This window comes from Wolbachia endosymbiont (group A) of Bibio marci, from assembly GCF_947251645.1.
Taxonomy (GTDB): Bacteria; Pseudomonadota; Alphaproteobacteria; order Rickettsiales; family Anaplasmataceae; genus Wolbachia.
This window is the reverse complement of sequence record NZ_OX366364.1, coordinates 57,192-76,040: the sequence shown is the minus strand read 5'-3', so window position 1 is coordinate 76,040 and position 18,849 is coordinate 57,192. Positions and strand designations below refer to the sequence as shown.

General features: G+C 33.6%; 17 protein-coding genes and 9 pseudogenes. 14 read left to right on the top strand and 12 right to left on the bottom strand.

The features are described 5' to 3' along the window. Positions 1 to 23: 23 nt before the first annotated feature. A pseudogene (locus OPR48_RS00440) lies at positions 24 to 1,273 on the bottom strand (IS4 family transposase). A 496-nt stretch (positions 1,274 to 1,769) separates the two neighbouring features. Between OPR48_RS00440 and OPR48_RS00435 the strand changes: the two are divergent. Then, positions 1,770 to 2,021 (top strand): annotated as a pseudogene (locus OPR48_RS00435) (IS4/Tn5 family transposase DNA-binding protein); the annotation flags it as partial. A gap of 15 nt (positions 2,022 to 2,036) precedes the next feature. On the opposite strand, the pseudogene OPR48_RS00430 reads toward OPR48_RS00435, so the two are convergent. Together OPR48_RS00430 and OPR48_RS07300 are read right to left on the bottom strand one after the other, a co-directional pair. Further along, a pseudogene (locus OPR48_RS00430) lies at positions 2,037 to 2,885 on the bottom strand (IS982 family transposase). 90 nt (positions 2,886 to 2,975) lie between these two features. Continuing rightward, a pseudogene (locus OPR48_RS07300) lies at positions 2,976 to 3,125 on the bottom strand (transposase); the annotation flags it as partial. A 289-nt stretch (positions 3,126 to 3,414) separates the two neighbouring features. Between OPR48_RS07300 and OPR48_RS00420 the strand changes: the two are divergent. Beyond that, complete coding sequence (locus OPR48_RS00420; RefSeq protein WP_265025994.1) at positions 3,415 to 4,386, top strand: IS110 family RNA-guided transposase; 972 nt, start codon at positions 3,415 to 3,417, stop codon at positions 4,384 to 4,386. A 580-nt stretch (positions 4,387 to 4,966) separates the two neighbouring features. On the opposite strand, the gene OPR48_RS00415 is transcribed toward OPR48_RS00420, so the two are convergent. The 5 genes from OPR48_RS00415 to purE all read right to left on the bottom strand — a co-directional run bounded on the left by OPR48_RS00415 (position 4,967) and on the right by purE (position 8,945). Further along, entirely contained in the window at positions 4,967 to 5,098 is a 132-nt protein-coding gene (locus OPR48_RS00415) for a hypothetical protein (protein ID WP_265026110.1), read from the bottom strand. After that, complete coding sequence (locus OPR48_RS00410; RefSeq protein ID WP_265025515.1) at positions 5,095 to 6,051, bottom strand: IS5 family transposase; 957 nt, start codon at positions 6,049 to 6,051, stop codon at positions 5,095 to 5,097. Before OPR48_RS00410 ends, OPR48_RS00415 begins: the two co-directional genes overlap by 4 nt. Then, the gene (locus OPR48_RS00405) at positions 6,036 to 6,203 is read right to left on the bottom strand and encodes a hypothetical protein (RefSeq protein WP_265026109.1); all 168 of its coding nucleotides are present in this window, start codon (positions 6,201 to 6,203) and stop codon (positions 6,036 to 6,038) included. The genes OPR48_RS00410 and OPR48_RS00405 overlap by 16 nt, the downstream gene beginning before the upstream one ends. Positions 6,204 to 6,586: 383 nt before the next feature. Continuing rightward, on the bottom strand, positions 6,587 to 8,446 hold the full coding sequence (gene mutL / locus OPR48_RS00400) for a DNA mismatch repair endonuclease MutL (protein WP_265026108.1): 1,860 nt from the start codon (positions 8,444 to 8,446) through the stop codon (positions 6,587 to 6,589). 7 nt (positions 8,447 to 8,453) lie between these two features. Next, complete coding sequence (purE, locus tag OPR48_RS00395; RefSeq protein WP_265026107.1) at positions 8,454 to 8,945, bottom strand: 5-(carboxyamino)imidazole ribonucleotide mutase; 492 nt, start codon at positions 8,943 to 8,945, stop codon at positions 8,454 to 8,456. A 435-nt stretch (positions 8,946 to 9,380) separates the two neighbouring features. Between purE and OPR48_RS00390 the strand changes: the two genes are divergently transcribed. The 9 genes from OPR48_RS00390 (at position 9,381) to OPR48_RS00350 (ending at position 15,208) form a co-directional block, all read left to right on the top strand. Continuing rightward, positions 9,381 to 9,677 carry a helix-turn-helix domain-containing protein gene (locus OPR48_RS00390; RefSeq protein ID WP_010081926.1) on the top strand — a complete coding sequence of 99 codons (297 nt, stop codon included), beginning with the start codon at positions 9,381 to 9,383 and terminating at the stop codon, positions 9,675 to 9,677. A gap of 60 nt (positions 9,678 to 9,737) precedes the next feature. Continuing rightward, on the top strand, positions 9,738 to 10,133 hold the full coding sequence (gene rpoZ / locus OPR48_RS00385) for a DNA-directed RNA polymerase subunit omega (RefSeq protein ID WP_265026106.1): 396 nt from the start codon (positions 9,738 to 9,740) through the stop codon (positions 10,131 to 10,133). Between the two features lie 28 nt (positions 10,134 to 10,161). Next, positions 10,162 to 10,407: a monovalent cation/H+ antiporter complex subunit F gene (locus OPR48_RS00380; RefSeq protein WP_320109922.1), complete on the top strand. Its 246-nt coding sequence runs from the start codon at positions 10,162 to 10,164 to the stop codon at positions 10,405 to 10,407. Positions 10,408 to 10,413: 6 nt separating this feature from the next. Then, positions 10,414 to 10,701 carry a monovalent cation/H(+) antiporter subunit G gene (mnhG, locus tag OPR48_RS00375; protein WP_265026105.1) on the top strand — a complete coding sequence of 96 codons (288 nt, stop codon included), beginning with the start codon at positions 10,414 to 10,416 and terminating at the stop codon, positions 10,699 to 10,701. Position 10,702: 1 nt separating this feature from the next. After that, a complete protein-coding gene (locus OPR48_RS00370; RefSeq protein WP_250294918.1) occupies positions 10,703 to 11,230 on the top strand; it encodes a DUF4040 domain-containing protein in 528 nt (175 codons plus the stop codon). Beyond that, a complete protein-coding gene (locus OPR48_RS00365; RefSeq protein ID WP_265026104.1) occupies positions 11,223 to 11,642 on the top strand; it encodes a Na(+)/H(+) antiporter subunit B in 420 nt (139 codons plus the stop codon). The genes OPR48_RS00370 and OPR48_RS00365 overlap by 8 nt, the downstream gene beginning before the upstream one ends. Continuing rightward, on the top strand, positions 11,639 to 11,965 hold the full coding sequence (locus OPR48_RS00360; protein WP_265026103.1) for a cation:proton antiporter subunit C: 327 nt from the start codon (positions 11,639 to 11,641) through the stop codon (positions 11,963 to 11,965). Before OPR48_RS00365 ends, OPR48_RS00360 begins: the two co-directional genes overlap by 4 nt. Before the next feature lie 123 nt (positions 11,966 to 12,088). Beyond that, positions 12,089 to 14,032, top strand: a complete 1,944-nt coding sequence (gene rpoD / locus OPR48_RS00355; protein ID WP_265026102.1) for an RNA polymerase sigma factor RpoD — start codon at positions 12,089 to 12,091, stop codon at positions 14,030 to 14,032. A 195-nt stretch (positions 14,033 to 14,227) separates the two neighbouring features. Further along, positions 14,228 to 15,208 carry an SGNH/GDSL hydrolase family protein gene (locus tag OPR48_RS00350; protein ID WP_265026101.1) on the top strand — a complete coding sequence of 327 codons (981 nt, stop codon included), beginning with the start codon at positions 14,228 to 14,230 and terminating at the stop codon, positions 15,206 to 15,208. A 70-nt stretch (positions 15,209 to 15,278) separates the two neighbouring features. Here OPR48_RS00350 and OPR48_RS00345 read toward each other — a convergent pair. Beyond that, positions 15,279 to 15,493 (bottom strand): annotated as a pseudogene (locus OPR48_RS00345) (IS4-like element ISWosp8 family transposase); the annotation flags it as partial. 79 nt (positions 15,494 to 15,572) lie between these two features. Between OPR48_RS00345 and OPR48_RS00340 the strand changes: the two are divergent. Continuing rightward, positions 15,573 to 16,529, top strand: coding sequence for an IS5 family transposase (locus tag OPR48_RS00340; protein WP_265025723.1), 957 nt, complete (start codon positions 15,573 to 15,575; stop codon positions 16,527 to 16,529). A 105-nt stretch (positions 16,530 to 16,634) separates the two neighbouring features. On the opposite strand, the pseudogene OPR48_RS00335 reads toward OPR48_RS00340, so the two are convergent. Continuing rightward, positions 16,635 to 17,280, bottom strand: a pseudogene (locus OPR48_RS00335) (IS4-like element ISWosp8 family transposase); the annotation flags it as partial. Positions 17,281 to 17,568: 288 nt separating this feature from the next. On the opposite strand from OPR48_RS00335, the gene OPR48_RS00330 reads away from it, so the two are divergent. Continuing rightward, positions 17,569 to 18,120 carry an outer membrane beta-barrel protein gene (locus tag OPR48_RS00330; RefSeq protein ID WP_265026100.1) on the top strand — a complete coding sequence of 184 codons (552 nt, stop codon included), beginning with the start codon at positions 17,569 to 17,571 and terminating at the stop codon, positions 18,118 to 18,120. A 125-nt stretch (positions 18,121 to 18,245) separates the two neighbouring features. Here OPR48_RS00330 and OPR48_RS00325 read toward each other — a convergent pair. After that, positions 18,246 to 18,479 (bottom strand): annotated as a pseudogene (locus OPR48_RS00325) (hypothetical protein); the annotation flags it as partial. Between the two features lie 8 nt (positions 18,480 to 18,487). Here OPR48_RS00325 and OPR48_RS07430 point away from each other — a divergent pair. Continuing rightward, positions 18,488 to 18,612: pseudogene (locus tag OPR48_RS07430) on the top strand (IS3 family transposase); the annotation flags it as partial. Positions 18,613 to 18,645: 33 nt separating this feature from the next. On the opposite strand, the pseudogene OPR48_RS07295 reads toward OPR48_RS07430, so the two are convergent. Then, a pseudogene (locus OPR48_RS07295) lies at positions 18,646 to 18,789 on the bottom strand (IS110 family transposase); the annotation flags it as partial. Positions 18,790 to 18,849 lie beyond the last annotated feature (60 nt).

The following is an 18,849-nucleotide window of genomic DNA, read 5'->3' as shown; positions in this document are numbered from 1 at the left end:
TGGCGTCAACTTAAGAGCTTTCATTAGCAAACTCTCCTAAAGACATGATGGCGTTTGGGCTTATCTACCTTGTTGCGGCTATATAATCGCCCTGGTCGGATCTTAACTTTAGCACGTATACTTGCTCTATCAAAAAGGGCTTGAAAGTTTTTTGGCAAACAACTTCCAACAAGCACTTGATAAAGTTTCTGTCTCATCACACCAAATAAAACTGAAAAATTTAAACGATACTCAGCAATTTGATCTGGGTTCCAAGGCCCTTGTGCATCACACATATGAAGCGATAATATATTGCACATGACCAAGTTTGCCCAAAATTCTTGTAATACAGCCTCTAAATTCACCCCAGAAAAATTCTCTAACTCTGCTCCTACTTTGAGTCGTTTATAGCACTCCTCTATGTGCCACCTTAATACATAAGCTTTACTGATATCTTCCAAAGTAAATTTTTCTCGATCAAAAAGTGAAGTCCTCTGTTTCTCCGTTGGCTAATGTCAGCACTATAACTCTTACTTTCTGTCCTTTCATTTTATTTTTTAGCTTTTCATTTTCTAATATAAAATCGAAATCTAATTCGCCAGATGCAATTCGTTCCCATAGCTTGCTATAATTTCTTTTTTGCAAGCGAAAAATAAAATCTACTTCCAAATCATAATGCTGCTGAATGAATTTTACTGAAGGATAACCACGATCATAGATAAATAATAATTTCTTTTGATTTAATGAACGCATTTGAGTGATAACTTCGGGTAATTGCTCTTCCGCCAACGTTTGTTCGCCTATATTCCAAGCCGCAAGGCGAGCACTGCAAATCAGTGAAGTACATAAATCAACAAACAAATTGCCAATGGTGGCATTGTGCCTGTTGTTCCATTTGGTTTAAAACGGCCAAACTCGGATACAATTTCCTCAGAGCTGGGTAATCTCATACCAGAACCATCTGCTGCAATAAGTCTATAGCCTCTCCAGCTCAGGTTCATCTTGATAGGCTGTTTGGATGCTTAGCTCCAATAACTCTTTAAAACCTGTATGATAAATCTTATATCTTGCTTTAGAAAAAGCTTGCTTTGAGGGTGGAACTTTACAAGTTAGTGGATCCATAAGTTCACATTCTATTCCCAAACTTTTTTTAACTAACTTTAAAATCATAGAAAATACTGTCGTAAAAGGGAGTTTTCTTGTTCGCGTGAAACTCAACACAATGGATTCTCTGAAAAGCTTTCGAGTATATTATATTTTTAATTTGTAGAATAAAATTTTTTCCTTTTTGCATGTTTCACCTAAAAAGGACACATTTTAAACTTCTTTGTTGAAATAAAATAGAAACAAAAGTGCTGTTTCCTGCGGCTTCTGGATAATTTAATGGTAAAAAATTTAGAGAGAAATTTTACACACTATCGCTTATATTTTTCCTTAAGTTGACGCCATTGCCTGAACGGATACAAAGTGTATATTTATATGATCATTATTACAGCTTTGTTATTTCTCGTTTATAAAATCAGAAACAACTTACGCGGATTTAAAATAGCGCTATTACAGTTTACGTTAGACCTTAATGATTCTTTTATACGCTCAATTATCCTAATATCAGGAGGATGCCGTCAATCACCTTATATAACGCCATTTTTGGTACTTTCAACACTTATGCCTTCTCCCCTCGACTTCAGAACCTTACTATTACCCATAAATCTATAAATGGTGAAAAAGCTGCTATTTTACTAATTCAACTTTTTACTATAAATAGATCTATGGTCTAAAAATGGAAATATATGGTAAAAAGAAATTTAAGCACCTCAACTGGTGAATGGGCAGAAAGTGAATTTGGAATTGTTAATTTTGGTGATAAAAGATTAAGTAAAAGGCTTTTAAAAATAGTTAATAGTTTTGCTGAATCGCCTGAACATTCAATAAATCAAGCTTGTGAAGATTGGCATCAAAGTAAAGCAGCTTATAGATTTTTCCAAAACGATGCCATTTCTGAAAGAAAGATATTAGACAGTCATATAATTAAAACTGTTGAAAACCCCAGTTGCGGATTAGCCAACGAAGTAAAGCTTAGAAATGCAGGGCTTTTTCGGCTGCATGGAATATGAAACAAGCGTAGAAAAAATGTGTACCAAAAAATTTATCGGTGATCTGTGGCGAGTATGCTCAATCTCAAATTTGTTTTTCAGAGAGCCAAAAACTGTCTCAATAATCGATCTTTTTCTTAACAAAATCTTCTCATTTAGCGCCATTAATGAGTTTTTCATACCCTTTTTTATACTGGTTACAAGCTTTAACCCTCTATCGAATAATTCGTGAAAAAGATCTTTTTTGATATATCCTTTATCTCCAAACAATAATCCAGTCAATTTCTGAGTTAAATTTGGCACAGGTATCAACGTTGCCTTTTGTCACCGTAACCCCTTGAATTTTGCCAGTTTCGTTGATTACTAGATGTACCGAAAAACCACCCATAGGTAGTCTTTCCAATCTTTGCCAACCCTTTGAAAACTTTGTTTCTCGAGGTCCTTTTTGGATGGCAAACAGCGATAGATGTTGCATCTATGTACGAAATCCCTGTCACTTTTGACTGTTCGCAAAACCATTGCATTAAGAGCGCTAAATACCATAAAACCCGCGATTTTAGCCTAATAAACCTACTATAGGATGGCAATTTTGGAAACGCTGTTTCGTATAATAATTTCAAATAATGCACATAGAAAATTTTAAAATTGTCGCACTTGATATAGCAATATTATGGTAAAAATCTCTGAATGCGTAATCTCTGGCGTCCTGGTTGGTTTTTTGCCACTTGGTAGAAGTTTTTCTGCAAAATTTTTGTCAACTGAATTGCAAAAATCGTCGATCAGGCAAAATAATTCTGTTATATTTTTATTCATGGGTAACCTTTCTATTTTGTGAATAATTTACGGAGGTTACTCTATTTTCCTGGCTTTTTCACTGCTTTCTAATTCGCAACTGGGGTTGCTACGATCAGTTGCTTCTGCCGTTGTTATATGAATTGCATGTGTTGTGTATCAACTGCGATATGACCCTGAAATCTTTTTACCTGCATCATAGCCCTTTCTTTCAGCAGTATCTGCGTTTTTGACGCTTTGAGCATCAATTATGCAGAAACTGGCTTTCTCTTTCCGACCACTGTTTTGTCGCAACCAATTTTTTTTAACCAACAAGCTTGGCTCCTTTCCTTTCTTATATGTTGAAATTAAGTCTTTATAAGTGTGACAAAGCAGTAATATAAAGATGTATAGAGAAGAGGAACCGTTTCCTTTCTTGGTCATAGGGACCGTTGGAAAGCAAGGTTCTCTTCTCTTAAATTTATACTGAAAGTTCCGAACAACTGATTGAGCTTTTAGGCTCGTATATAAGACTGGAAAATGCAGTATATGTTATTATTATGGAGGAATTATGAATTCATCAAATATTATTGCTGGCATTGATGTTAGCAAAAGTAAATTAGATATCCACATTCACCCACTTGAGCATTATAAAATATTTGAAAACAATGTACAATCCATTGATGAAATGCTGGACTTTTTACGTTTGCATAATGTAACCAAAGTTGGTCTTGAGGCAACTGGTGGATACGAAAAATTATGTGCCTATACTTTACTAAGCAATGGTTTTGAGGTGTACGTCATTCAACCTAGATGGGTTAGAGACTATGCTAAAAGCCTTGGTATTACTACAAAAACTGATAAAATAGACTGCAGTATCATTTCACGTTATATCAATAATACAGATATGCGTGTTACTCCTTTAACAGTTGATAATGGTAATATTGATTGCTTGAAACAAAAATTATCTCGTAGAAACCAACTTGTAGAAATAGCAAAAATACAAAAAACCCAAATCCAACAGGTAACTGATACATCTATAATCAAACAAATAGAGGAGCTTCTCGCGATTTTACGTAATCAAATTAAAACTTTAGAAGATGAAATGATTACATTTATCGATCAAAACCAAGAGCTTAAAAGAAAATATATATCAATAACTAGCATACCAGGTGTAAGTAAAATCACAGCCATTACTTTGATTTGCTATTTGCCCGAACTTGGAACCCTTCAAGAAAAGCAAATATCTAGCCTTGCAGGACTTGCACCTTTTAATCGAGACAGTGGTTTCAGTAAAGGAAAGAGATGTATTCAGGGCGGTAGATCACAAGTTAGAACGGTTTTACACATGTGTATTCTCAGTGCACAAAAAGTTAATTCTTATATCAACCCTTTCTTTACTAGATTATATAATCAATATAAAAAGCCATATAAAATTGCTTCCACTGCTGCCATGAGAAAACTGCTTATTCTTGCTAACTCTTTGGTCAGAGACGATAGAGTCTTTACTGAGGAATATAGTCCTCAGTCTGTTTCTATCTAAGCTAATTTATGGCAGAGCTTGTGGATAAGTACGCTATACAAACTATAAGTACTTATCCACAGCTACACTAGATTAAGAATATTTAAATTAAGAGTCATAATATATTGATTTTTTATAAATCTACTAAATTGAAAATTTTTCGATATTTTTCATTGACTTTTAACACAACTGCTATTCACAATAAATTCCCTACTGAAATATCTTAAGTTAATTATAACCCAAAATTTCAAAAAGCAAAGCTTTTTATATTAAATTGTGCCTGTTGCACAATTCCATAACTGTACAAATATTGTTCCACCGGAAAAGGGGTCATCCCAGTGTTCCTTTCTTTGTTATCCGAGTAGCTGACTACTTGGATCCGGAAAAAAGAATGGTGTCATCCAAGTAGCCTCCTTCTCCTGTCATCCCATTGCTTGACACTGGGATCTCATTTTACTTTATGATGATGTCATGAAAGTAGCTGACACTGGTTTCCATCCAAGACGGTGTCATCCGAGTAGCCCCTTTTTTGTCATCCCAGTGCCCAGACACTGGTTCACTCTATAATGGCAGTGTCTCTATGATGTAAGGAATCCAGTTTTTATGCAATCTCATCAAGAACGTTGTGTTTTAACGTAAGGTTGGCTACTTTTACACTCACTAACTTAGCTGGATCCCAGTGGGCTTTGTTGCATCGCACCTTATACTGGTAGTAATTTACGATAAATATCATGTAGCCATTTCAAATTTAGCCATACCAATTTCAGTAAATTGATTAAGCAAATAGCACTTAATCAGCAATTCTTTTTCGCGATTTACTTCGGATTTATTCCTAAAGCTGAATCCAAATATTTGCTTTAATCTTGAGAAAAACCCTTCAATATAAGATCTTTTCCCATAATTTACTTCTTTTTTCCATTCTTTCACGCCATCTTCACCGTATAACTTTATTAACCTAATAGCAGCATTTCTGTCAGACATATAATCTATTTCTGGATGTTCTGCCGCATTGTTTATTGGTGGAATTTTTGCCTTTATATCATATTCGTGACACAATTTGTAAAACTTGTGCCTATCATATGCCCTATCTGCATATAGTGCTTTTATGATATGCTGAAAATTAACTTCTTTAAGCAAATCGCAAGCTCCATAGTGATCAGAGTAGACACCGTTACTGTATTTTACAGCTATGGCTTTTTTGCTGTTTATATTCAACATTACATGCAATTTTCTTGTCTGTTCATAGCCACGATATTTTCTGTTAGCGCTATTTTCCTTGCTGTGACCAGGGGTATTGTTGTAAATGCTGATACCTGTACTATCTATAGCAATTTCGATGTCTTCCATATTATTTTTATCAATTCTGCAATCATTGATCTTAATATTAAGTTTCTTAAACCTTCTTGATGCTTGTGAATAGCTGATAACTGCTAAATCTCTTCCTATTTGTTGCATATATCCTTTTATAAACCCCACCGTTTGTCTTAAACCAATTCTAAAAAGATTGACAATTATATGCACCAAAATCACAACTTTATCACTGTAAATATAGTTGCCGCCTTGCATTTTTGGACTATTTTCATACCAATTTTCTATGGCTTCATTGATATAATGAAAAATATTTCCTCTTTCCTGGAGAAATTTGTTATATTCATTTTGGTTACTGACTTTCATTTTCTGTGGCATATTTTTTCTTCAACAGTTAAATGGTTATTTATAATGAATTTTGTCAGTAGCCACCAGATTTTTTCGGTTGCTATGCAACAAAGCCATCCCAGTGTCAAGCACTGGGATGACATCACAGGAGCACTGGAATGACACCTTCCTGCCCAGTTCATGTTGCTATAAATATTAAAAAATTTACCAAACGAAAAAAAGGCAAAAGAAGCCCCGAGTAGCGAGTTTTGACTCTATATTACTGTAAGTGGCGCTGTAATAATGTGCTGACGCTTAGTTTAAGCGCGGTTTGGCTGAATGTAGAAAAAATTTAAAAGACATGCAGCCGCTATAATTTTATGTAATCCGCCAATAAATACTCTGAGTTTTTTACTGAATTTTGTCATTGAGCCTGCAGGTCAAAAACAAGTTTTGAGTCATAAATACCCTTATTATCATAATAAGGGGGCTGGCGAAGTTTGTCAAGGAGGTTTTTTCGTTTAATCCGTTTCTATAGCTACTTGGATGACGAGGAAGGAGCACTTACATATTTATGGCAACCTCATTACCTACGCTCGAACAGTTTTTCAATATCACTCAATTTCATTTCTATATAAGTTGGCCTTCCGTGGTTGCATTGTCCGGAATATGGGGTTTTTTCCATTTGCCTCAGCAACTCATTCATCTCCTCTAACCTCATTTTTCTACCCGCTCTAATTGATCCATGACAAGCGATAGTAGCCAATATTTTGTTCACTTTATCCTCTACTGGCAATGTATCTTCTATTTCCGTTAATCTACCCACTATATTAATTAGCATCTCTTTCACATCTATTGCTCCCAAAATTGCAGGGATTTCTTTTACTATTACTTTATTCTCTGATTTGATTTCAATATCAAAACCCATTTCAAATAACTTATCTTTATAGATTTCAATCATCTCCATTCCAGCTTGATTTTTGATTTCAACCGTTTCAGGAAGAAGTAGTTTTTGTCTTTTTATACTTGATTTTTGTTTTAGGCATTCATATACTAGTCTTTCGTGGGCTGCATGCTGGTCGACTATAATCAATTTGTCTCTTACCTCGGCAATAATGTAAGTATTATAGACCTGACAGCGTGCAAACCCGAGTGGGTGGCTCTCTATCAAATCAACTTGCTCTAACACCTTTTTTTCTAGAACCATAGCCTCCGCTTGTGCTGGGAATTTCTGTATACCGGTATAATTAAACGATTTTGACTGTTCTGATAAGCCTTTTGCTTTTTCATTTGGAGAGGCAAATTCTTTTATTAGTTGATTTTCAAAAGGACTTGGCCTCCTTTCGTAAAATTCTTTTTGAACATTAGACTTATCAAAAGGATCTGATAATGAACCTTTCACAAAACCCTCTATCGTATTAGTAGTTTTCTGGTCACTAGCTGGAATGACATCAAAGGTGCCTATCCTTCTTGACAACGCTTTAATTAATCCTCTTGTCACTATCTCATATATGAGCTTCTTATTCTGAAACCTTACTTCTGATTTATTTGGATGCACATTTACATCTACTTGATCATAAGGTATCTCTAAATGTAACGCTGCAAAAGGATACCTATCGCTTGGAATAAAATCATGATATGCATACCTAACCGCACCAATAAGTAAATTATCTTTAATTGGCCTTCCATTAACAAACGTATAGATCTGAGTTGACTTACCACGATTGACGGTCGGCTTACAGATGTGTCCCGTAAGTTTAATGCCGTCTTCTTCTTCATTGACCTCCAAAGAATTGCCCTGAAATTCTTCTTCTACTTCACACAATCTATGAAATAACGAAGTCTGCTTAGCGTATTTTAAGAGCTTTTTATTACCTGAAGTGAGAGTAAACCCTATATGATAGTTAATCATTGCTAGGTTATTTACAATATCAACAATGCTTTGAGTTTCTGCTCTTTCGGTTTTTAGAAATTTTAGTCTATTTGGGGTAGCGAAAAACAAATCTCGTACTTCAATATGTGTCCCTTGTGATAAAGAGTAAGGAGTTAGCTCCCCTATTTTCTCTCCACCCTCATAACTTATAGACCATGCTTCACTTGCTTCTCTTGCCTTAGACGATAATTTTATCCTACTTACTGCTGCAATTGAAGGTAGAGCTTCTCCTCTAAAGCCAAGATGCTTGATTTCTATCAACTCACTATCGCTCAATTTTGAAGTAGCATGGCGCATAAACGCAAGTTCTAAATCGTTTTTTTCTACTCCGTTACCATCATCTGTCACAATAATAAGGTTACGCCCACCACTTTCTATTTTGATCTCTATTTCTAAACTTCCAGCATCTATTGCATTTTCCACTAATTCCTTTACTACACTTGCTGGCCTTTCTATCACCTCCCCCGCTGCTATACGGTTTATGGTTTTTGTGTCTAAAAGAATTATTGCCATAGATTTATTATGAAACTGGTTTTTCTTTTACTTCTTTGGTCTGTTTTTCTCTCCACTTTTTTAACCTACCTGCAATTTCACTGTTGGAAATTGACAATATAGATACGGCGGTAATGGCAGCATTATATGCTCCATTTTCTCCTATAGACATGGTTGCAACTGGAACACCCTTTGGCATTTGAACTATAGAGAGTAGACTGTCCAGCCCATTTAATTGTTTACTATGCACAGGAACGCCGATAACTGGTAAACAAGTTAGTGACGCAACCATACCAGGTAAATGAGCTGCACCCCCTGCACCAGCTATAATAACCTTAAAACCTTCTTCTTGCGCAGACTTGGCAAAATTGAAGAGCCTTTCTGGTGTTCTATGTGCAGATATTATGAATATGTCATGTGAAGCTTCTAATGCTTTTAACATATCAACGGTATGGATCATAGTGGTGTAATCTGACTCACTCCCCATAATAACAGCAACATCTTTTTTTATTTTTGTCATATTCAACACAATTTTACTTACTAACTAAATAATGTTCCAGCTAAAAAGCAACAAATATTTAAGTTATATTATAAATAGAATATATAGAATTCTCGTTAAAATGGAAATTTTAAAAATTTAAATAAATATCTATATTAAGATATAGAGTATAAACTTCTTATGTAAGATAAATTTATAAAATAATTATTTTTGTATTTCAAGCTTTGTAATTTTAGCTTGTTCTTTCTGTAAATGACTTTTTCAGATAGGCTGATAGTAAAATGATAATTTAAAGTTACTAGAAATTTGATTGAAATATTAATATACAATCAACTTAAAGTTTTAAATATTGATATCATATAATTATTGACAAGTTATATGATATTAATATCTTGGTATATTAAATATTATGTTATAATGTTTAATAAAGTTAATTGATATGTGAGTGTAAAAATTATGGAAATAATATCGTTAAATAACTTAGACAGTGCAGGAATAAAAACAAAGTTGCTTTATATAATAAATAAAATTATAGAAAAAAATGCTTGGACTCAGGCTTTTGCAGCTGAGAAACTTGGTATTGATCAGCCAAAGGTATCGCAAATTAAAAATGGTAAAATAGATGGTTTTTCTTTAGAGCGATTGTTAGGATTTCTAAAAAAACTTGATCATGAAATAACAATCACGATGACAGAAAGCCAAGAAATAAAATCTGAGGCAGAAAAAGTAAAACATGAAGTTGAATCGCAATAGATACAAAGTTGACAACTTGTTTTTTGTGATATAGTATAAAACTTATTAAGGTAGTATCTTATGGCTGAGTCTATTGTAGAAAAGTGTACAGAACAGGTAAGTAACCGTTTCAAATTGATTCTATTGGCAAGTCAAAGAACACATGATTTAAATACAGGGGCAAGTAATCCAGTTCAAACAGCTCAGTTTAAAGACCATAAGAACACCATAGTTTCCTTACATGAAATAGCAGAAAAACAGGTGGATACTCATGACCTATTTAACCTTTTGGTAGGTAGATGCAAAGAGTACATGAAAGGAAATATGAATAATGTTTACAGCAGTAATACAAGTAAGCTAGCGAATTTATTAAATTTTTCTGATAACACAGATCTTGATGTAAGTCAAGAAAGCCAAGATTATGAAGTGGATGGTGAAATAAATGATCAAGATGGCGATGAAGAAGTATCCGTTTAGAAATCTACTGAAGTTACATAGTCTTTAAATGATTCACATTGCTATCTATACACTGTTGTTCTGTATGAGTGTAATGTTGTGTCGCATAGTCTCTAAGTCAAGTGATGTGTACAATAAGGTTTTAGCGTTCAATAATTTCTCAACGCAAGTAGTTGTACTCATAACAGCAATATCAATCATTCTGAATAATTTTTTTTTAATTGATATAGCATTGTTGTATGCTAGCGTTAGCTTTATATCAACTATAGCACTAATGAGATTAATGTTGTTTTAATAATTTATGATAGGATCCGTTCTTATATTTTTAGGCATTTGTTTAGTAATTATTTCAAGTGTGGGAGTAATTAGATTTCCTGATTTCTATACTAGGTTACATGCAGCAGGTATTACAGATTCTAGCGGTGCAACGTTATTGTTAATTGGTTTTGCTTTGCAGAATGGATTTTCAATCAATACTGTTAAAATAATATTATTAATTCTTATAATATGGGTAGCTAGCTCAACTAATGGCTATATTTTAGCGCGCACTTATTATAAAGTTAAGAAAAAAACTGTTAAAGAAGGTTAAGGTGTTAGAAATATTAAATGTAGTGCTACTTTTGTTGTTACTAACAGTTACGGTTTTTATAGTCTTCTCGCGACATTTAGTCGTAAGTGCTGTTCTAATGTGTGTATTTAGTTCACTTATTGCGCTTATATACTTAATTATGAATGCACCTGATGTTGCAATTACTGAAGCTTCTGTTGGTGCGGGGCTAAGTACGGTTTTTACGTTTGCAGCACTCTCCTTGATAAAGAATCATAAAGTAAATCTATCTCATAACCCTATAACGCTTTTTTTTATGTTATTTCTGGCTGTATGTTTGTCATATTTTATGATTCAATTGCCAGATTTTGGCAGCCACAATGCTCCGATCCACTTGCATGTTGCTCCTTATTATGTGGAAAATACCGAAAAAGCTACCGGTATTCCTAATATAGTGACAGCTGTTTTGGCAAGCTTTCGTGGTTATGACACGTTTGGAGAAACTATAGTAGTTTTTACTGCTGCGCTTTGTATAACGTTGATATTAAAAGAAGAAAAAGAAAATGATTAAAGATCCGATATTAAATGCAGTAACATTTTTGATGATACCTTTTATCATTTTATTTGGTTTATACATACAATTTCACGGTGATTACACTCCGGGTGGAGGTTTTCAAGCAGGAATAATTATTGCCTCCGGGATAATATTATATTCAATGCTATTTGGTGTATCTACAACTCTAAAAGCAATACCTTATTCTGTGATTAGATTGACTAACGTGTTAGGTATTTTAATTTATGGAGGAACGGGCGTTGCAACAACTTTACTTGGCCAAAGTTTTTTATCTTACGATATCTTGTCAGCCAATAATAGAACCGGTCAAAAATTGGGTATTTTTTTTGTGGAATTAGGTGTAGCATTTACTGTCTGCTCCTCTATGTTAATTATATATATAAATTTTGCTCGTAGGAAAAAACAATGACTTTATATAATTATACAATTATTATTATATTAATGGTGCTAGGTTTATATATTATTATAAACGATAAAAATTTAATCAAGAAAATGATAGGAGTAAGTGTCTTCCAAGCATCTGTTTTGTTGTTTTACATATCTCTAGGGTATATAAAAAGTTCCTTGCCTCCTATATTGGTTTCAAATTTTTATTCATATAGCAATCCTATACCCCATGTTTTAATGCTTACTGCTATAGTGGTTGGAATTGCAACATTTTCAGTTGGATTGTCCATAGCAGTAAAAATAGAAGAAAAGTATGGAACAATTGATCAAGACAAGTGTACATAAATTAACAGTATCTTAAACTATATGAAGTAACAAATAGCCACAAGTTAAAAGTAAAATTATAGACTTGCTCGTTGTAAGTTTGTTTGTTAATAAGGAATGAAATTATAAACTATAAAGGTAATGATGTCAATTATTAATGATGCAGAAGATAAGAAAAAAATTATCAGAGATCTTGTAACTAAAAGTATAAAAAAAGGTGGTTTTGTCACCTGTGATGATATAAATGATAAATTATCAGATGAAAATTTTTCGTCTGACTTTATAGATGATGCTATATCTTTATTGCAGGACTCCGGAATTAATGTGCTTGAAAGTAGCGAAGATGAAGAAGATGTTCCTTCCAACAGTGATGATAGTAAACTTGATGATGATGACACATCGCCAAATGTTACTGCAACTTTAGTACAAAATGATGATCCAGTAAGGATTTATTTACAAGACATGAGCTCTGTAAAGCTTTTGTCAAGGGCAGATGAAATCGAGATAGCAAAAAAAATTGAATCTGAAAAGCATAACATGTTACGTGCAATAATTGAAACATCAGTAACATTAAAGGTGATAAAAGTATGGCGTGATGATTTAAGTAGTGGAGCTCTCTTACTGAGAGAAATTATAGATCTGGATGCAATTTATAACTCTGATTTTAATGTGGTACCCAAAGAAAAGAGTGAAGAAAGTGCTGAAGATGTTGAGGATTCTGAGGATGTTTCTGAAGATGCTGAGTATTGTAGTGATGATGAGAAAGATAGTAAAAAAAGTGATGATGAGAAAGACGGTGATAATGAAGATATAAGTTCAGTCAATTTAAATGTTTCTATTCTTGAAATGGAAAGTGACTTATTGCCAAAGGTCATAGTTGCATTGGATGAGATAATTACTTTAACAAATGAAGCGTTGATATTAAGAAAAAATTCTAAAAATTTCTCTAATGAGCTAGAAATTTTGTATAATCAAATATGGTCTATGGCATTACAAATTAAGTTAAGTGATGCTGCTGTTGCCAGAATTACACAAGAACTTTATAAGATAAATAGATCCATCACGCTTGATGAGGCTAATCTTATTGCTGAGGCTAGAAAATACGATATCAATAGAGAAAGTTTCTATAAAGTTTATGATGACGTGCTTTTAAAGCACGAGTTGAAAGAGATAAGTCTTTTAAAGATCAATGAAAATCAGTCCTCTTTTACAGGTGAATCAAAAAACAAATTTTTAAGGTTTATAGACGATAACTCTGAACATATAGCTAGTACTTTGAACGGTATTAAGCAGCATATACAGGAAGATAACGTGCAAGAATTTAAGGAGCTAATCAGGAGAATACAAAAACACGAACGAGAAGTCTCTGAAGCAAAGCAAGAAATGATTAAGGCTAACTTAAGGCTAGTAGTTTCCATTGCTAAGAAGTATTCAAAAAGAGGTCTTGATCTGCTTGATTTGATACAAGAAGGCAATATTGGTCTTATGAAGGCCGTGGATAAGTTTGATTACAAACGTGGATATAAATTTTCAACTTATGGCACTTGGTGGGTAAGACAATCGATCACTAGGGCAATACCTGAGCAGTCTAAAGTAGTTAGAATACCAGTTCATATGGTGGAAATTATCAGTAAAATCAACAGAGCATTAAGAAAGATGACTCATGAGATGGGGAGAGAGCCGACGTTAGAGGAATTGAGTGTAGAACTGACAATGCCACTGGAAAGAATACGCAAAGTTATGAAAATAGCAAGGGATCCAGTAAGTCTTGAAGCTCCAACAGGAAAAGATGATAGTAGTACCTTCGGTGATTGTATAGAAGATAAGCGAGTCTCCAGACCAGAGGATGCTGCAATACTTGCTGACTTGCGTGGCATTACAACCAATGTTCTTGCAACTTTAACACCAAAGGAAGAAAGAATTCTAAGAATGCGTTTTGGCCTTGGTAAAGATGGGAAGGAGCATACCTTAGAAGAAGTAGGAAAAATTTTTAATGTAACACGTGAGAGAATCAGGCAAATAGAGGCAAAAGCACTGCGCAAGTTGAAACATCCAAGCCGCGCTAGAAAACTTAGAGGGTTCTTTTAAGTATACGTGTCAAGTTAAGAAGAAGCTGATTTTGCCCGGAAAAAGTGGAGAAAAAGTCAGAGCGTTTTTTCAAAAAGGTATGATATGAAGGAAATACACAATAAAGTTTAAAATGGGGGTTGTAAAAAAGTTGCACCGCTATTTTTCTTTTTTTATGAATCTAATGAAACAACATGCTAATCTACGGTAAATATTATGACAAATAAAAATGAAGATTTTAATTCAAAGTATAGAAATTTTTATGTTCTGGGTGATAGTTTATCCGATAATGGTGCAATTATTGGAATTTTAAATAATTTATCCTTTGCAAAAAGCGTAAAGTTTGGTGACCCTTTTTATCAAGGAGGATCTTTTAGCGATGGCCCTACTGCTGTTGAATATGTAGCAAAATATTTAGATTTAGACGAATTTAAACCTGGGTGGAGTTATTCATTTTTTGGTAGATGCCACGAACAGCAAGGTCAAAACTATGCAGTTTCATGTGCAACAGCATCTGAAATTTTTGACCCTATTTTTTCTTATTTCTTCAATAAATTTCGTTTAGCTAACCAGCTAGATGCGGTAATTAAACATCATCCAGATATAGGTAAAGAAGATTTATTTTGCATCATAATCGGCGGAAATGATGTTATGATTGCCACTGCTTATGACGATACTAAAGCGGAAGAAGTATTGGAACAAGCAGTGAGTGAAATATGTAATGCACTTAAGGTTCTAAATGAACATGGTGTTAAGCATGTAGTTGTTGCAAACGCACCTGAAGTTGGCTTAATACCAGCTTTTAATAGAGATGAAGAAGCAAGGGAACTAGCTACAAAGCTCATAGAGAATTTCAATGCAAAATTGGCTAATGGCTTAGATTATATGAAGAAAAGTACAGATCTTGAAATAAAAGCATTTGATCTTAACTCTAAAATGAAAAGTATGCTTGGCGAATACAAGAGCAAAGGTTTAAATTGTCAAGATGCATGCACATCGAACATTGCAGACCAAATTGGGAGATTTAAAGAAAATATAAAAATACTCTTAAAGTTGATATTTAAAGGGGAACTTGACGTTCACTATAACCCTGAGTGTAGCAAAGAAACACTAAAGGATTACTTCTTTTTTGATTATTTCCATCCAACTGCAGAACTTCATCATGAAGTTGGTAATGAAATGTATGAGTTGATTTGACACAGTTTTTTTGAACATATCCTTTTAAATAGTAACCGTTCACTCAATGGCGTCAACTTAAGAACTTTCATTAGCAAACTCTCCTAAAGACATGATGGCGTTTGGGCTTATCTACCTTATTGCGGCTGTCCTGGTCGGATTTTAACTTTAGCGCGTATACTTGCTCTATCAAAAAGGGCTTGAAAGTTTTTTGGCGCAATAAGTACCTGATAGAGTTTCTGCCTCATTACACCAAATAAAACTGAAAAATTTATCAGCAATTTTATCTGGATTCCAAGGGGCTTTGTTGCATAGCAACCGAAAAAATCTGGTGGCTACTGACAAAATTCATTATAAATAACCATTTAACTGTTGAAGAAAAAATATGCCACAGAAAATGAAAGTCAGTAACCAAAATGAATATAACAAATTTCTCCAGGAAAGAGGAAATATTTTTCATTATATCAATGAAGCCATAGAAAATTGGTATGAAAATAGTCCAAAAATGCAAGGCGGCAACTATATTTACAGTGATAAAGTTGTGATTTTGGTGCATATAATTGTCAATCTTTTTAGAATTGGTTTAAGACAAACGGTGGGGTTTATAAAAGGATATATGCAACAAATAGGAAGAGATTTAGCAGTTATCAGCTATTCACAAGCATCAAGAAGGTTTAAGAAACTTAATATTAAGATCAATGATTGCAGAATTGATAAAAATAATATGGAAGACATCGAAATTGCTATAGATAGTACAGGTATCAGCATTTACAACAATACCCCTGGTCACAGCAAGGAAAATAGCGCTAACAGAAAATATCGTGGCTATGAACAGACAAGAAAATTGCATGTAATGTTGAATATAAACAGCAAAAAAGCCATAGCTGTAAAATACAGTAACGGTGTCTACTCTGATCACTATGGAGCTTGCGATTTGCTTAAAGAAGTTAATTTTCAGCATGTCATAAAAGCACTATATGCAGATAGGGCATATGATAGGCACAAGTTTTACAAATTGTGTCACGAATATGATATAAAGGCAAAAATTCCACCAATAAACAATGCGGCAGAACATCCAGAAATAGATTATATGTCTGACAGAAATGCTGCTATTAGGTTAATAAAATTATACGGTGAAGATGGCGTGAAAGAATGGAAAAAAGAAGTAAATTATGGGAAAAGATCTTATATTGAAGGGTTTTTCTCAAGATTAAAGCAAATATTTGGATTCAGCTTTAGGAATAAATCCGAAGTAAATCGCGAAAAAGAATTGCTGATTAAGTGCTATTTGCTTAATCAATTTACTGAAATTGGTATGGCTAAATTTGAAATGGCTACATGATATTTATCGTAAATTACTACCAGTATAAGGTGCGATGCAACAAAGCCATTCCAAGGCCCTTGTGATATGAAGCGACAATATATTACACATGACTAAGTTTGCTCAAAATTCTTGTAATACAGCCTCTAAATTTACGCCAGAAAAATTCTCTAACTCTGCACCTATTTTGAGTCGTTTATAGCACTCTTCTATATGCCACCTTAACACATAAGCTTTGCTCCAAAGTCTCGGTCAAAAACTCTGTTTCCCCATTGGCTAATGTAAGCACTATTACTCTTACTTTTTGGCTTTTCGTTTTATTTTCTAGCACAAAATCTAATTCACCAGATGAACCATAGCTTGCTATAATTTCTTTTTTGCAAGCGAAAAATAAAATCTACTTTCAATTCATAATGCTGCTGAATAAATTTTAATGAAGACGGTCGTAGATAAATAATTTGATTTAATGAACGCATTTGAGTAACGACTTCAGGTTTCTGCTAACGTTTGCTCAATAGGCTGTTTGGATGCTTAAATTCTTTAAGACCTGTATTTATATCTTGCTTTAGAAAAAGCTTGCTTTGAGGGTGGAACTTAATGAGCTCACATTCTATTTCCTAAACTTTTCTTAATTAACTTTAAAATCATAGAAAATACTGTCGTAAAAGGAAGTTTTCTTGTTCGTGTAAAACTCAACACAATGGATTCTCTGAAAAGCTTTCGAGTATATTATATTTTTAATTTGTAGAATAAGATTTTTTCCTTTTTGCATGTTTCACCTAAAAAGGACATATTTTAGACTTCTTTGTTGAAATAAAACAGAAACAAAAGTGCTGTTTATTGCAGCTTTTGGGTAATTTAATGGTAAAAAATTTAGAGAGAAGTTTTATACACAATCACTGATATTTTCCCTTAAGTTGACGCCATTGGCTGAACGGATACATCCGAGTAGCACATCCTTTACTTTGTGGGTATACTTTTTTTTGACATGTAGTTATATCTTTTTTAATACAAAGCATATATACTTATGCATTATATATTTTTTTGTATGAGGAGTTATATGAAAATAAAGAGATTGTGCGTTTTGGCTGTGTTGCTTACTTCATCTTTAGCAGGTGCAGCTAGTAATAGTGCAAGTAAGTCAGAAGATCAGTACTATGCAGGTTTAAACTTTGGTGCCGGATGGGGTGGCGGCTTAAAAATAAAACCTAGCGTTGTTTTTGGTTATCATTATGACAAAAACTCTAAGTTTGAACTTGAGGTTCTCACTGACATAAGTGATATAGCTGATAAAGAAAAAAGGAAAATAGGGGCTAGCTTATTGGCAAATTATCGTTATTATCCTGACCTTGATATTGATCCCGTTAAGCTATATGTCAGTGGAGGCTTAGGAGGATACCTACAAGTAATGCCTTTTAGCTTTGGTGAAGGTGAGGTAGTAGATAAAATACTGGGTTCTATTTCCTATAAACTGAAGGTTGGTGTTGATTATGAAATTACTCCACAGATAGTTGGTGCAGTTGGTATTACTGCAGGTGGACAACTAAGCGGTATAAAAGCATCACAAATACCAGATGCAACTCTGGAGGTAGGAATACGTTATAATTTTTAATGCTGCTAAATTGTAATTTAGTTCATAAAGGTAGAGACAATGTTGAGGATGAAATAAACATCATTAAAAAAATCTGGAAATATATGAGATACTTTTCGAATATGGTTTTGAACGCTAACTATAGATTAGAAAAATAACAAGAAGAAGGGTAAACTCCAGTATTTGTAACCGTTCACGGATTGTGAGAATGAATAAAGAACTAGGTCCAAAGCGTGATGGTATGGATTTAGTATAAATAATACAGGATGCTTGTGTCCACTGGTTACATATAAATTCATAAGGTTTTGAGAGTTTTGAGTCTTTTTGCATAATATAACAAAGTTGTAAAGGTGATCTTTAAGTTGCTTATGTGATTGGTATACCTAAGCACTCCGTTCAACAAGCTAGAACTGCCATATTTGAATACATAGAAATTTTTACAATAAATAGCGTAGGCATTCTGCTATTAATTATTGCATTCCTGAACATTTTGATTCATCGTTCTTTTTGTAAAAAATTTTCTTAACTTTCTCTCTACTTTTTCTCCTATGATTGTTGTCCAATAAAAAATTCAAATTTTGTGAAATCTTTAAAAACCCAATCATTTTTAAGAGTATAGAAAATAGTTGTAAGAAATTTCCTGGCAGTAGCAATAATAGCCTTAGCAGAACCACGCTTTTTTTTTACATAAGCTGTTCAGATAAGCGTATAGCAACTCAAGTACACTGCACTAAAGAATATCACGTTTGT